19 protein-coding genes are annotated in these 13,626 nt (G+C 31.7%); 17 read left to right on the forward strand and 2 right to left on the reverse strand.

The genetic code is table 11. The annotated features are described in order from the left end of the window. The first annotated feature begins 112 nt into the window (after positions 1-112). From CAO17_RS19730 to CAO17_RS21195, 5 genes are all read left to right on the forward strand, one after another. Entirely contained in the window at positions 113-391 is a 279-nt protein-coding gene (locus CAO17_RS19730; RefSeq protein ID WP_179152000.1) for a transposase, read from the forward strand. 56 nt (positions 392-447) lie between these two features. After that, positions 448-723, forward strand: coding sequence for a DDE-type integrase/transposase/recombinase (locus tag CAO17_RS19735; RefSeq protein WP_085994185.1), 276 nt, complete (start codon positions 448-450; stop codon positions 721-723). Between the two features lie 219 nt (positions 724-942). Then, positions 943-1,197: a hypothetical protein gene (locus CAO17_RS19740; protein WP_085994186.1), complete on the forward strand. Its 255-nt coding sequence runs from the start codon at positions 943-945 to the stop codon at positions 1,195-1,197. Beyond that, on the forward strand, positions 1,163-1,426 hold the full coding sequence (locus CAO17_RS19745; RefSeq protein WP_085994187.1) for a type II toxin-antitoxin system RelE family toxin: 264 nt from the start codon (positions 1,163-1,165) through the stop codon (positions 1,424-1,426). Before CAO17_RS19740 ends, CAO17_RS19745 begins: the two co-directional genes overlap by 35 nt. Before the next feature lie 866 nt (positions 1,427-2,292). Continuing rightward, entirely contained in the window at positions 2,293-2,517 is a 225-nt protein-coding gene (locus tag CAO17_RS21195; RefSeq protein ID WP_179151999.1) for a hypothetical protein, read from the forward strand. Between the two features lie 577 nt (positions 2,518-3,094). Here CAO17_RS21195 and CAO17_RS19755 read toward each other — a convergent pair. Continuing rightward, positions 3,095-3,361 (reverse strand): hypothetical protein, encoded by a 267-nt coding sequence (locus tag CAO17_RS19755; protein WP_085994188.1) that lies wholly within the window; start codon positions 3,359-3,361, stop codon positions 3,095-3,097. Between the two features lie 201 nt (positions 3,362-3,562). On the opposite strand from CAO17_RS19755, the gene CAO17_RS19760 reads away from it, so the two are divergent. From CAO17_RS19760 to CAO17_RS21200, 3 genes are all read left to right on the forward strand, one after another. Beyond that, positions 3,563-3,817, forward strand: coding sequence for a hypothetical protein (locus CAO17_RS19760; RefSeq protein WP_085994186.1), 255 nt, complete (start codon positions 3,563-3,565; stop codon positions 3,815-3,817). Next, complete coding sequence (locus CAO17_RS19765; protein WP_085994187.1) at positions 3,783-4,046, forward strand: type II toxin-antitoxin system RelE family toxin; 264 nt, start codon at positions 3,783-3,785, stop codon at positions 4,044-4,046. Before CAO17_RS19760 ends, CAO17_RS19765 begins: the two co-directional genes overlap by 35 nt. 866 nt (positions 4,047-4,912) lie before the next feature. Further along, positions 4,913-5,137 (forward strand): hypothetical protein, encoded by a 225-nt coding sequence (locus CAO17_RS21200; RefSeq protein ID WP_179151999.1) that lies wholly within the window; start codon positions 4,913-4,915, stop codon positions 5,135-5,137. Positions 5,138-5,204: 67 nt separating this feature from the next. Here the strand turns inward: CAO17_RS21200 and CAO17_RS19775 are convergent, their stop codons facing one another. Continuing rightward, positions 5,205-5,696 (reverse strand): hypothetical protein, encoded by a 492-nt coding sequence (locus CAO17_RS19775; protein ID WP_085994173.1) that lies wholly within the window; start codon positions 5,694-5,696, stop codon positions 5,205-5,207. 771 nt (positions 5,697-6,467) lie between these two features. Between CAO17_RS19775 and CAO17_RS19780 the strand changes: the two genes are divergently transcribed. From CAO17_RS19780 to CAO17_RS19820, 9 genes are all read left to right on the forward strand, one after another. Then, positions 6,468-6,692, forward strand: coding sequence for a hypothetical protein (locus CAO17_RS19780; RefSeq protein WP_085994174.1), 225 nt, complete (start codon positions 6,468-6,470; stop codon positions 6,690-6,692). A 337-nt stretch (positions 6,693-7,029) separates the two neighbouring features. Continuing rightward, complete coding sequence (locus CAO17_RS19785; protein WP_085994175.1) at positions 7,030-7,218, forward strand: hypothetical protein; 189 nt, start codon at positions 7,030-7,032, stop codon at positions 7,216-7,218. 176 nt (positions 7,219-7,394) lie between these two features. Next, entirely contained in the window at positions 7,395-8,156 is a 762-nt protein-coding gene (locus CAO17_RS19790) for a class I SAM-dependent methyltransferase (RefSeq protein WP_085994189.1), read from the forward strand. Positions 8,157-8,386: 230 nt separating this feature from the next. Beyond that, complete coding sequence (locus tag CAO17_RS19795; RefSeq protein ID WP_085994190.1) at positions 8,387-8,845, forward strand: ASCH domain-containing protein; 459 nt, start codon at positions 8,387-8,389, stop codon at positions 8,843-8,845. 800 nt (positions 8,846-9,645) lie between these two features. Beyond that, a complete protein-coding gene (locus CAO17_RS19800) occupies positions 9,646-10,263 on the forward strand; it encodes an NUDIX hydrolase (protein WP_085994191.1) in 618 nt (205 codons plus the stop codon). A 489-nt stretch (positions 10,264-10,752) separates the two neighbouring features. Next, positions 10,753-10,986, forward strand: coding sequence for a hypothetical protein (locus CAO17_RS19805; protein ID WP_085994192.1), 234 nt, complete (start codon positions 10,753-10,755; stop codon positions 10,984-10,986). A 160-nt stretch (positions 10,987-11,146) separates the two neighbouring features. Then, positions 11,147-11,428, forward strand: a complete 282-nt coding sequence (locus CAO17_RS19810) for a hypothetical protein (RefSeq protein WP_085994193.1) — start codon at positions 11,147-11,149, stop codon at positions 11,426-11,428. Positions 11,429-11,529: 101 nt separating this feature from the next. Further along, positions 11,530-12,552 carry a serine hydrolase domain-containing protein gene (locus CAO17_RS19815; RefSeq protein WP_085994592.1) on the forward strand — a complete coding sequence of 341 codons (1,023 nt, stop codon included), beginning with the start codon at positions 11,530-11,532 and terminating at the stop codon, positions 12,550-12,552. A gap of 473 nt (positions 12,553-13,025) precedes the next feature. Beyond that, entirely contained in the window at positions 13,026-13,595 is a 570-nt protein-coding gene (locus CAO17_RS19820; protein WP_085994194.1) for an LOG family protein, read from the forward strand. Positions 13,596-13,626 lie beyond the last annotated feature (31 nt).

Below are 13,626 nucleotides of genomic sequence, written 5' to 3' on the forward strand. Positions count from 1 at the left end.
TATCTTTGTTGTACCATATCGGCAAGAACTGATGCTAGTATAGTTTCATGGACACAACTTAGTTAAGTTTTTCGGGAAATTGACAACACTAATAATGAAAGGTTGTGTCCATATGGGAAACAATAATAATGGCAAAAAATACAATGAAGACTTTAAAAAGATGATAGCTAATCTTTATAACTATGGTAGCTCAGCCAGAGATTTAAGCAGCGAATATGGTGTTTCTGAAGTTACTATTTATGCTTGGGTTAAGAGATTTTCTCCAATTAAAACGGAGGATGGATCAACTGTAACTGCTGACGAAATTGCTAAAATGAAAAAGCAAATGCTCCGTCTTCAGGAGGAAAATGAAATCTTAAAAAAGGCTATGGCTATATTCGCAAAAAAGTAAGTCTTACTGAGCTAACTACTGTTATAGAAAAGAATACAGATCAACACTCTATTCAAATGCTTTGTAATGTTTTAGATATTCCAAGGAGTACGTATTACGATACATTAAATAAAACAGAATCGAATCGTGGTGATATTACTTATATCAATACGTTAAAAGATGGTTGGTGCTATCTGGCATCCGTTATGGATTTACACACGAAAAAAATGGTTGGATATTCTTTCTCACGTTTTATGACAACCGATTTGATTTCAAAGGCTTTAAAGAATGCTTATGATACCCAGCAACCAGAAGATGGACTAGTCTTTCATTCTGATTTAGGTTCGCAATAAACTAGGGATGATTTTGCGAAGAATATTAATTTTTATCATATGAGGCATTCATTCAGCCATAAGGGTTCCCCATATGACAATGCCATTTTAAAATAGGGATTGTTCCTTAAGAAAAAGTTTTAAATTGAATGGATTAGGTCACTTATTTATAGGGGTATGTGATAAAATGATAGAAGATGGTTAAGTTTGTATAGATAAAACAAAGGAGGAGGTTGAATTATGGCTATAAGTAATGATGAATTAGTCGAAATGGTAAAAAAGCTACCACAATCTGCTAAAAAATCAGCATATGATTATTTGAAATATTTAACTATAAGTCATACACGTCCAAACTGGGATGAAATTATGGAATTGGATCCAGATGGAACCCCCTTAACTGAAGAGGAAGAAAGACAACTAAAGAATAACTCTGAGTTTGTGTCATGGGAGGAAGCTTTGAATGAGCTTAACTTACCAACTGACACTAAGTCGTGAATCAATTAAATTTCTGAAGAAGCAGGAGAAATCTATACAATTAAGAATAAGTACAGCTTTAAATGGGCTAACAATACAACCCCCTCTAGGTGATATACGGCCATTAACAGGTAGAAAAGGCCAATTAAGACTAAGGGTAGGAACATACAGAGTTATATTCGAAATTGATCGTAATGAAAAAATGATTTATATACTTACTATTGACAATCGTGGTGATGTATATAAATAACTTAATTTAAGACCATTTAGACAAATTAAATGTCATAATGGTCTTTTTCAATCTTAATAAATTGAATCAGGATGTTTTGTAAAAGAAATACCTTTGTGAAAACATACACTTAAACTATATGGTGCAAGAGTGAAATAGGGAGTTGTTGACGAGGCAACTCCAATTTTGGTGACGAGCAAGTTGATTGAATAAAAATGGAAAATAATAAATAAAGGATAAAATGATAGACCCTATTGTTTATTGTGTTAACTAGGCAGTTTAGTTGAAGAAGAGTTTGGAGTTTTCAGGGAATAAAAAGTACAATTAAAATCAAAAACTTTAATAAAGGATGAAAAAATTGATTGCCAAATTACAGATAAACAATGAAGACTTAATAGCTCAACAAGAGGATGCTATAAGATATACGAAAGTCCATAAAAAAAGGAAGAAAAAATTATTCTTATTCCAAATGAAATATAATTTTTTACTACTCTAACTGGTGCAATAAAGGAAAGAAATTATATTGGAGCCAGTACCTTTTTGTGTGATAATAATTATAGGAAAAAAATAACGTAGGGTTGTTCATAAAATGGATATGAAAAGCAAGTTAGAAATAAATGTGGCGGAACTCCAGATGATTTTAAATCATTCTCATCCAGAAGTGACGTTAAAATACATTGGCAAATGAATAGATTGAAAATCATTTAAATCATTTTGTTTTATAAATTTGGCGTAGCATAAGTATAACAAAATTAATGTCGAAAATTAATTGAGTGTATTATATGTATCTGTCCTTAAGCCTATTTTATTATTAGAAAAAATGATTTACTGATCTATTAAAAAGTGATTTGATTGATTGTAAAAAATGATGAATTAAAGGAGAATAATTGCTTATGTGGTCGTTGTTAATAGTTAATCTAATTATATCAGTTATGTTACTTACTGGATTTTTAAATCATATTGTACTTATATTTTTAGTCTTTTTATTTATTTTAGGTGAAAAAATAGAAAGAGTGGTTAAAGTAAAACAACCAAATAGATTATTTTCGATTTTAATTGCATTATATTCAACAATTTTAGTAATAGCTTTATTTTATGAAGTTTATTTATGATAAAAAAAGGGAGCCTACCGACTCTCCCATTTTTAATCTTTTAAGTAATAATTAGGGTTCCCCATTATTACTTAACTGGAACCCAATCAATTGATATGGAATGTTTTGTCGGGAACGTATCATGGTGTGCATAATCTATTTCGTAGTTCCTCTATACATGGTTTCTGCTGCGAATGCTACAGTACCAGTTATTCCCAATGTGTATGAAGTTTTTGTCAACATCTGAGTTGCAATTTTTTCCCAAGCCTTGTACGGAAGTTATATCCGATTTGAAATGAAAAAGGCTGGAGAGTTGCTCATGACATTTAAAATAAATTAAGTAAATGAGCAAACACTTCGAGACCTTACAGGTTGGACAATGATTAATGAAGCAATTGATGCCACATTACGTGGAGAGAGTTTTAAGTTTAACAAAGAACGGGTAGGGAAGATACGTTAAGAATATGATCGTCAATTGGAAGGATAGTTTACTCAAAGAGTATAGTTATTCAACTAACAGGTGCGTTTCTATAATAAAAGAACCGATATGAAATCAAAAAAGGAGAGAGTGTGTGTCCTCTTCTCTCCTAACTACGTTTTATTGTTTAAAAACAAATTCTTCTCTGTACTTACGAGATTCTTTTCCTTCTTTTTCCCAAGTAACAATAACTTTCAATTTCTTTGCCTGAGTAGATATAGGAAAATTTTGATGGCTAATAGATGGGTAATCACTATTCTTTTCTATTTCTAAACCATCACCGGTAGCAGTAAATAATTCAAATTCATATGAAGAACTTGGGTCGTCTCTGTACACTTCCACTCGTTCAATCTTAATGTCTTCATTACCAATATACTTAATAGCCATACTATATACATGGTAGACATCAGGTTTTGGCTTGAGATCATTGCTTTTTGGCTTATCAATANTGCCATTTTAAAATAGGGATTGTTCCTTAAGAAAAAGTTTTAAATTGAATGGATTAGGTCACTTATTTATAGGGGTATGTGATAAAATGATAGAAGATGGTTAAGTTTGTATAGATAAAACAAAGGAGGAGGTTGAATTATGGCTATAAGTAATGATGAATTAGTCGAAATGGTAAAAAAGCTACCACAATCTGCTAAAAAATCAGCATATGATTATTTGAAATATTTAACTATAAGTCATACACGTCCAAACTGGGATGAAATTATGGAATTGGATCCAGATGGAACCCCCTTAACTGAAGAGGAAGAAAGACAACTAAAGAATAACTCTGAGTTTGTGTCATGGGAGGAAGCTTTGAATGAGCTTAACTTACCAACTGACACTAAGTCGTGAATCAATTAAATTTCTGAAGAAGCAGGAGAAATCTATACAATTAAGAATAAGTACAGCTTTAAATGGGCTAACAATACAACCCCCTCTAGGTGATATACGGCCATTAACAGGTAGAAAAGGCCAATTAAGACTAAGGGTAGGAACATACAGAGTTATATTCGAAATTGATCGTAATGAAAAAATGATTTATATACTTACTATTGACAATCGTGGTGATGTATATAAATAACTTAATTTAAGACCATTTAGACAAATTAAATGTCATAATGGTCTTTTTCAATCTTAATAAATTGAATCAGGATGTTTTGTAAAAGAAATACCTTTGTGAAAACATACACTTAAACTATATGGTGCAAGAGTGAAATAGGGAGTTGTTGACGAGGCAACTCCAATTTTGGTGACGAGCAAGTTGATTGAATAAAAATGGAAAATAATAAATAAAGGATAAAATGATAGACCCTATTGTTTATTGTGTTAACTAGGCAGTTTAGTTGAAGAAGAGTTTGGAGTTTTCAGGGAATAAAAAGTACAATTAAAATCAAAAACTTTAATAAAGGATGAAAAAATTGATTGCCAAATTACAGATAAACAATGAAGACTTAATAGCTCAACAAGAGGATGCTATAAGATATACGAAAGTCCATAAAAAAAGGAAGAAAAAATTATTCTTATTCCAAATGAAATATAATTTTTTACTACTCTAACTGGTGCAATAAAGGAAAGAAATTATATTGGAGCCAGTACCTTTTTGTGTGATAATAATTATAGGAAAAAAATAACGTAGGGTTGTTCATAAAATGGATATGAAAAGCAAGTTAGAAATAAATGTGGCGGAACTCCAGATGATTTTAAATCATTCTCATCCAGAAGTGACGTTAAAATACATTGGCAAATGAATAGATTGAAAATCATTTAAATCATTTTGTTTTATAAATTTGGCGTAGCATAAGTATAACAAAATTAATGTCGAAAATTAATTGAGTGTATTATATGTATCTGTCCTTAAGCCTATTTTATTATTAGAAAAAATGATTTACTGATCTATTAAAAAGTGATTTGATTGATTGTAAAAAATGATGAATTAAAGGAGAATAATTGCTTATGTGGTCGTTGTTAATAGTTAATCTAATTATATCAGTTATGTTACTTACTGGATTTTTAAATCATATTGTACTTATATTTTTAGTCTTTTTATTTATTTTAGGTGAAAAAATAGAAAGAGTGGTTAAAGTAAAACAACCAAATAGATTATTTTCGATTTTAATTGCATTATATTCAACAATTTTAGTAATAGCTTTATTTTATGAAGTTTATTTATGATAAAAAAAGGGAGACTACCGACTCTCCCATTTTTAATCTTTTAAGTAATAATTAGGGTTCCCCATTATTACTTAGCTTGAACCCAATCAATTGATATGGAATGTTTTGTCGGGAACGTATCATGGTGTGCATAATCTATTTCGTAGTTATAATGATGTTCAATATTCCAACCCACTATATCATCCGAAGTTCCTCTATACATGGTTTCTGCTGCGAATGCTACAGTACCAGTTATTCCCAATGTGTATGAAGTTTTTGTCAACATCTGAGTTGCAATCTTTTCCCAAGCTCCGACAGTAAGAGTAGAAAAGGTAGTGGTATACCCCAGGTCGGCTGCTAATTTACTAAGGTCATCTTTTGAAAAATAAGTAGTTTCAACATAAATCTTACAAGGATTATATTTTTCTAAATAGCCATCATATGGCCAAGCATCTCTATCACATCCAGATTCCCAGTAGTAATCAGTTGACTGGTTAGCAGCAAAACTACTTGATGGTAATACAAAAATAGCTAATGCAGCAATTAAAACTAAAGATAATGAACATTTAAGTAATTTCATTTTTTATAACCCTCCTTTCTCAAAATAGTTATACAATTTATACTAAATTAATTATTAATAAAATTAAAGTGATTAATTGAAATCTTTGTATAATTTTGTTTAACCTAAAAGTCGTTTTGTAGTGTTTTCCTAGCCTAGATGAGCAAAAGTTAATGGATTTAAGAAAATTCTTTATGTAAATGCAAAATATGTAGAAAACGAAGATAGCTATCGAATGAAACATAGATCAACCATATTTGGTCAAGAAAGTGTTTCAAATTAATTAACAGAAATTGTGTCTTTTTACTTGATGGTCATAAGCGTTTGTTTTTTAACCTTTTAGAACCAGAATTATTCATATAATGTATTGAATATGTATGTTAGAATCAATGTAGATTGAGAGAGTTATCATTAAAATGATAATTGTAGGGTGAGAGTTATGTCGAAGGTTCTTGTTACTTTCAAAAATATGTTTTTAGATTTATTTTCTATGGGGAAAGGCTTTGTGTATGGGTTTGTAATGGTTGGATTATTTATTATCATTTGTGGGTCTATAATATATGGAATTCTGTTTCTCAAAAATATAATCTTTTAGCCATGTGAAGAATTGTACATATACTTTCGGGCACCTAACTTGAATAAGTGGGTGTTTTTATTTTCAAAAAAAGTGATGGAACGGGGGATTTTCTTCAAAAAGGTATAGATCCATTTTTAATTGATTTTTTAAATGGACAGTAACCTTTAATAAGGTAATCGAATTTTTAAATAAAACATATGTATGGGAGGGATTATATGTATTTGATTCTATCAATCGTTTTAAGTGCCATTTTAGGTTATGTTTTATTTATGATGGGACCACTTGTTGGTGGTATTGTTGCTTTTGGAATCGTAGTAGGTTGTATATTTAGAGGATTGTATTTAATAAATGATATTCATAAAAGAATTTCAAATATATCACCCAAGGAAGATAAAGCTCAAAAAGCATTAAGAGAATATCTAGAAGAAAAAAGTAAATAGTTTACTGAATTAACGCGGTGCGATTGTTCATGATTGGTAGTAGTCGCTTCTTGTGTTAACAAAGCAGTTTAATGGAAGAAATGAAAATGAGGGGTCAGATTGAAGAATTTTTTATTCATCATAAATTTATTTGCGAATTTTTTATTATACCAAACGATACTTAGGCCAATTTTTAATATGTTATTTGATATAGAGGTGCTACCGCAAATCTTATGGTTAATATTAGTAATAGGATTAAGTTTTTTCACTACCATATACACTTTTTCATACTTACAAAAGAATATAAATTAAATTTATTGGAGTAACGTTGCTATCTTAAAATAAGGGAGGTCGAATAATGTCTAATAATAAAGAACAAGATAAACCTTTTAATGACGCAATGGAACATCAACACAAGGTCGAGGGATTTCCAACAAACCAAGGCGGACGACTACCTCTGCCAATTCGTTTAATCGGTTATTTTATATTTGGCGGAATTATTCTAATGATATTATTAGGTTTTTTCGGAAACATTCTATTTAACTAACGCGTGCTTGTCCTCATAAAGGATAAGCTCCATTTTTGTTGAACAGGTTACATTAACATTTAAATTAAGGGTGGAATGATATGAAGTTGGTAAGAATAGTAAGCTTTATAAATAATTGGTACAAATCAATAGGGCAGTAATGTTGAATACAAAGTAAACAAGAAGGAGATGCATTCATGTTAGGTTACTACAATAAACTTTCTTCAGAAGTCTATGATTTAGGCAAATATATTGGTCTTTCATTTGGAGATGTAGAATTTTATTATGATAGATTAGCTTCCTGCAAGGGTACTATTCTGGAACCAGGAGTTGGAACGGGGCGCATCCTCATTCCACTTTTAGAAAAAGGGTTGAAAGTGGAAGGCTTTGATGTTTCGGCTGATATGTTAGAGATATGTCGTAATAATTGTAAAAAAAGAGGATTAAACCCAAAATTAGTTGAAGCGAAAATGGAATCATTCTCGTTAGAAACAAAGTATGAAGCTATCATTGTGCCAACTGGAACATTCCTATTACTTCACGAGAGAAAGGATTCTATCCAAGCATTAAAGAATTTTTATCATCATCTTGCTAACGGAGGAAGGCTTATTATAGATACTTTCTTACAAACAGACTTAACAAAGGATAACGGATCAACAAGAACATGGGAAACGAAAGATGGTGATATGATTACATTAGAAAGTAAGATTACCGAAGTCGATTATATCAACCAGCATACAATATCGCACAACCGCTACGAAAAGTGGCGAAATGGTTTACTACTACAAACAGAATTAGAATGTTTTCCACTTCGTTGGTACGGAGTGGAAGAATTTAAAATGCTCCTGGAACAGATTGGGTTTGAAGATATAGTAGTATCAGCAGATTATCAATATGGACAATATCCAACTAAAGCCAATCAAACCATTACATTCGAAGCTGTCGTTAATAAGAAGTAGAGTTATATTTCATTCTACTAACGGTTGGTGTTAATGAGAGAAGAAATCATCATGATGATGGTCTTTTTTTGGGTTAAATATTCTGAGTGTTAAGAAGTAATCTTAATAGGATCGCCTTTTTATTTTGCACAAAATTCTAATAATATCTTTGTAATATTATGCTATTATTGAAATAAAAGTAATGAAGCTAACAAATTTTATCTTATAATTTAGAGAGAAGGTTGATAGTTATGAGTAAAGATTCCGTTGTTCAAATGTGGGAAAGCTATCAAAAAATTAACCCAGATGCACCTGAAAATTATGAGGCATGGGCATTTGGTGACTCGCAGGAGATGGCTGATGAGCTTGCGAAGTTAGTAATCGAAGGAAAGAAAACAGCTACAGCGTCGAATTATACATTGTATGAATTGGAAAATGAACCACTACCTTATGTTGGTCTTCACAATATTATTCTGGATGGGGATGGAGAAGCTGTTGCGATTTTAGTAACCACATCGGTAGAAGTTGTCTCTTTTGCTGAAGTAACAAAGGAGCACGCCTATTTAGAAGGTGAAGGTGACCGTACATTAGAATATTGGCGTGAAGTTCATGAAACCTTCTTCAAAAAGGAATTTGAGAACATAAATCAAGATTTTACATATAATATGCCTGTTGTTTGTGAAAGGTTTAAACTAGTATATCGAAAATAAGTGAATGTCTATATTTATCCACGACTGCGGTTGCTCAATAGGGGTAATCGCTTCTTGTGCTAAAGGGCAGATTAATCAATTTAAGTAAGGCATAGGGGTAGATAATATATGAAAAATTTATAGCATGCTTGTTAACCGCATTTATTTTGTTAGCTGCTTGTTCAAATACTAGTAAAGAAAAAACAAACAAAGAATCATAGATAGTACAGTTTCAATTGGGGCTGTTGACTCTGAACAATCAAATTTAGACAAACAAAAAATTACGTTTGAAATTACAATTGCAAATGCAGATAAGGTTAGTATTGTTGATACTGTTAATGTCATTCCATCTATAAATATAAAAGATAGACTTATTAGGGTAAAGAATATAGGTGTAAAGTATAATCAAGATACGATTGGAATTAACGGAGAAATTATCTTTGACTCAAAGGGGTTTACAAAGGAAGAAATTACAAACTTTGAGCATTACATAAAAGGACTACATTTTATAGAAGATAATAACAGAGAGTCCTTTTAGTTAATCGTTTAGGTGAATAAAACAATCTCACACGTAATATCTCTGATAATATATCTCTTTTCCATTTATTATGTTATTACGTTTTTTGAGCTTTTCTAGAATAAGTTAAATTAGTATTACCATTGAACAGGCTTTTTCAATCGGATAACTTATCTGAAATAAGGAATACCACCTTGCTGTTTTGCTAAAATGATAGTTTAGTGGAACAAGGTGATGCTTAAGTTTTTGAAACGAATATGGTAATTTGGTGATATCAAATACAATCTATTGGTGGTGATTTTAGATGGAACCGAAATGGCTTGAATGGGCGAAGCAACTTCAATCCATTGCACAGGCAGGATTAACGTACTCGAAAGATGTATACGACTTAGAAAGATTTGAATGGATTAGAGATATTAGCGTTGAAATACTGTCAGAACATACGGATGTTCACAAGACAGTAATAAGAGATTTGTTTGCCAATGAAACTGGGTATGCAACTCCTAAAGTAGATATTAGGTCCGTTGTCTTTAAAGATAATAAAATTTTAATGGTTAGAGAGAACACAGATGGAAATTGGTCGTTACCAGGCGGTTGGGGAGATATTGGAGAAACTCCAAGCGAAGTTGCCGTTAAAGAAGTAAAAGAAGAATCGGGCTTTGACGTTAAAGCAATTAAATTGATAGGTGTACTTGATAAGAAATGTCATCCTCATCCCCCTTCACCCTATCACGTTTATAAAGTGTTTATCCAGTGTGAAATAATAGGGGGGCAACCAAAAGAAGGAATGGAAACGAGTGCAGTTGAATTTTTTGCTGAAGATGAATTACCACCATTATCAATAGCTAGAAATACGGAATCACAGGTTAAATTGGCTTTTAAACATTTACATAATCCACAAGAGCCCGCATATTTTGATTGACTTAGAAGTAGAAAATATCACTTAGTTGTTTTAGAAACGGGCGCATTTTTGGAGTAAGGATCAGCGTACCTTAATTGTATATAAGGAACTGATTGTTTCTCCATAAGGTAGATGTAGCTTCATATAAGAATAAATTATATCTGAGAAGGGAAATTATTCCGGAATAGCAATGGACAAAGGAATGGGTTAACAGAAGGTGCAAAGGTAAAATACCTCTGGATTATGCATCAATGTCTTCATAAAGTGTTACCTGTTTTTTTCTCAATCTTCCCATCTTAAATTCAACTTGAACATTGTAACCATGGTGAATGAATATACATAAAATACCGGGTGCAGAAGTTAAAAAAGACGATCTCAAAATGATTGTCTTTTTTTAGGATCCATTAATATTATTGGAATATTATGTTAGCATCAGAAATGAAGCTAATGGTTTGAATGGTGTAACAAAGTGTTTTGGAAATATATGGGATATTGATTTAGGGGGATATGATGAAAAGGTCTTTGTTCGTAATGCTTTTATCCATATTTTTAAGTGCTTGTTCCGAAACAGAAGTTTTTAATTTTGTTGATCAAAGTGATAATTGGAAGGTAACTTATACAGTGGAAATACTTGATAATCAAATAGAACAGACAAAGACAATAATTGAATACATTGGTGAAAAATCTATTCCAGAACAAATTAATTATTCTATTGAATGGTGTAATGGAAATAGGAGGGCATAGGCGTTATTGTGGTGGTTGTGCATTTATCAATAAAAATACAAATGTTAATGCTACTATAACGTGGAATGAAAACACGGAGGAACTAAAATTAAAAAACAAAAATTAAGGTTCTTAATCAGTCTTTGCAGAAAACGTAATGGTGCAAATTAGGAGGAATGGAATGCAAGAGAAAGTTAATTTTTGGTCATTTATTTTTTCAATATTTTGTATACCTTTGTTTCTAATCGTTATCTCAGGTTGGGTGCGCTATTCCATAATGGGTAATCCCCCTTTAACTATCGTTTTAATTATTACGTTATTTACATTTCTATTTGGTGTATATGGATTTTCTGGTGTAAAAGACTGGAAAGGTATGTTAAGAAGTGTGTCTACAGTAGTCTTAACACTGAGTTTATCGGCATTAATCGGTTTTATTATATTTATAGGAAATGTGTGGAGCTAATTGGTGCAATAGCTGTACAAGGGGTTGTCGATGCGACAGATCTAATTTTTATAAAGGGTAGTTTAGTGGAAAAAAGAAAAGTATACGAGGGGGGGATTATATTGAATAACACCATTATCAATCGTATTAACCATATCCAAGAAAAGGATAAATTCTCTGGAAGCATTCTCGTTAAAGTGAATAATGATATTTTAACAGAATTAAGCTATGGTTATGCTAACCGTTCAGAGCAAATTAAAAATAGCACTTATACAAGATATGGGATAGCATCGGGATGCAAACTTTTTACATCAATAGCAATCTGTCAGCTTGTGGAAGATGGAAAACTTACTTTTGAAACAAAATTAGAAGATTGCCTCGATGTTTCTTTTCCTCATTTTGATAAGGACATAACTATTCATCATCTTTTAACGCATACGGCAGGAGTACCTGATTATTTTGAAGAAGAAGTTATGGGTGATTTTGAGGAATTGTGGGTTAAGAAGCCAATGTATCTTATGAGAAACTTAAAAGACTTTTTACCCCTATTTCAGAATCAACCTATGAAATTTAAAGTAGGAGAAAGTTTTCATTACAATAATGCTGGATATATTATACTTGGTTTAATTATAGAGCAAGTAAGTCAACTTGAATTTTCCGAATATATAGAGGAAAATATCTTTAAAAAATCGGATATGACCAGCTCGGGTTATTTTGAATTTGATTCTCTTCCCAAACGTACAGCACTTGGTTATATTGACCATCCAAATGGTGAGTGGAAAACAAATATTTATTCATTGCCTGTAAAAGGTGGTTCAGATGGCGGAGCCTTTGTAACCGTCTACGATATGGCAAACTTATGGGATTCGCTCTTACATAACCAATTACTTAATGACGAGCACACTAATAAGTTACTTACTCCGTATGTTCGGACAAATGATAAAAATGGCTTTTATGGTTACGGAGTATGGATTGAGAAAAAGGATGATGAAATTTTAAAATTTTATATTATGGGTTATGACCCAGGGGTTAGTTTCCATTCTGCGTTTTATCCTAAAACATCAACCAAAACAGTAATATGTTCGAACAAATCCCAAGGTGCATTCAATGTAATGAAAGAAATTGAGGGGCTAATTTGCAATTAATTATTTGAATTTGAGAAACAACCTTCCTTTTGGCTAACAAGTGCTTATCTTGAACAAAGAGTTGTCGAGGCTGGCAGCTCCTTTTGTGCTAAAGGAGTTAATACTTCAACAAGATAATTTGGTTTATATGGTAATAAATTAGGTGAAAGGGGACGTTATCATTAAAAAAATAAAGTTAAGTTTGTTTGTGATTACGCCTTTGCTAATAGGTGGTTGTTAATGGGTGCTTATCTTTTATAAAGAATACATAAGAAAAAATGGACAGGACTTAGAAAAATATGATTAAGATAATGGAAATGTCAGATTACAGTTTATCGAGTTACAGTAACTTTTTCGGGGGAGAAGCTTAAAATTAGAAAAGGTTTTAATAGATACCAGATTTGCTGGAAAAATCTTTTAACCTATCAGAAAAGAATATATAATGAGAAAAGGAAAACGATAAGGGATTTAATGATGTGTTGGAGGTTATTGATTTGAAATGTATAGCGGTTTTTTGCGGTTCAAGTAATGGAGCGTCTGATATTTATAAAGAAGGCGCTATTCAATTAGGAAAAGAATTAGTCAGACGTAATATTACATTAGTTTATGGTGGTGCAAGTGTAGGGATTATGGGGGAAGTAGCTGATACCGTCTTAGAAGAAGGCGGGAATGTTATAGGTGTGATACCAAGGCTTCTAGAAGAGCGAGAAATATCTCATCAACATTTAACTAAATTATATACCGTGGATACCATGCATGAAAGAAAAGCGAAAATGGCAGAGTTAGCCGATGGGTTTATTGCATTACCCGGAGGTCCGGGGACTTTAGAAGAGTTTTTTGAAATATTTACATGGGCGCAAATTGGATTACACCAAAAACCTTGTGGGCTTCTTAATATTAATGGATACTACAACCCTCTTATTGACCTACTTGATCACATGGTTGAGCAACAATTCCTTCAGAAGAAATATCGCTCATTAGCTCAATTAGATTCAGATCCTAAAGTGTTAATTGATAAATTTTATACATATGAACCACCAACAATAAAAACCTACAACAAATAATAAAAGACTTAAACGGGTGCGATTATCTAAT

Source organism: Oceanobacillus senegalensis (assembly GCF_900176885.1).
Classification (GTDB): Bacteria; Bacillota; Bacilli; order Bacillales; family Amphibacillaceae; genus Oceanobacillus; species Oceanobacillus senegalensis.

Coding starts and splice junctions, on each gene's coding strand:
- CAO17_RS19790 (WP_085994189.1), top strand. CDS start 7,395: ATGTTAGGTTACTACAATAAACTTTCTTCAGAAGTCTATGATTTAGGC.
- CAO17_RS19765 (WP_085994187.1), top strand. CDS start 3,783: ATGAGCTTAACTTACCAACTGACACTAAGTCGTGAATCAATTAAATTT.
- CAO17_RS19805 (WP_085994192.1), top strand. CDS start 10,753: ATGAAAAGGTCTTTGTTCGTAATGCTTTTATCCATATTTTTAAGTGCT.
- CAO17_RS19775 (WP_085994173.1), bottom strand. CDS start 5,696: ATGAAATTACTTAAATGTTCATTATCTTTAGTTTTAATTGCTGCATTA.
- CAO17_RS19755 (WP_085994188.1), bottom strand. CDS start 3,361: ATGGCTATTAAGTATATTGGTAATGAAGACATTAAGATTGAACGAGTG.
- CAO17_RS19800 (WP_085994191.1), top strand. CDS start 9,646: ATGGAACCGAAATGGCTTGAATGGGCGAAGCAACTTCAATCCATTGCA.
- CAO17_RS19780 (WP_085994174.1), top strand. CDS start 6,468: ATGTATTTGATTCTATCAATCGTTTTAAGTGCCATTTTAGGTTATGTT.
- CAO17_RS19730 (WP_179152000.1), top strand. CDS start 113: ATGGGAAACAATAATAATGGCAAAAAATACAATGAAGACTTTAAAAAG.
- CAO17_RS19740 (WP_085994186.1), top strand. CDS start 943: ATGGCTATAAGTAATGATGAATTAGTCGAAATGGTAAAAAAGCTACCA.
- CAO17_RS19785 (WP_085994175.1), top strand. CDS start 7,030: ATGTCTAATAATAAAGAACAAGATAAACCTTTTAATGACGCAATGGAA.
- CAO17_RS19760 (WP_085994186.1), top strand. CDS start 3,563: ATGGCTATAAGTAATGATGAATTAGTCGAAATGGTAAAAAAGCTACCA.
- CAO17_RS19795 (WP_085994190.1), top strand. CDS start 8,387: ATGAGTAAAGATTCCGTTGTTCAAATGTGGGAAAGCTATCAAAAAATT.
- CAO17_RS19745 (WP_085994187.1), top strand. CDS start 1,163: ATGAGCTTAACTTACCAACTGACACTAAGTCGTGAATCAATTAAATTT.
- CAO17_RS19735 (WP_085994185.1), top strand. CDS start 448: ATGCTTTGTAATGTTTTAGATATTCCAAGGAGTACGTATTACGATACA.
- CAO17_RS19810 (WP_085994193.1), top strand. CDS start 11,147: ATGCAAGAGAAAGTTAATTTTTGGTCATTTATTTTTTCAATATTTTGT.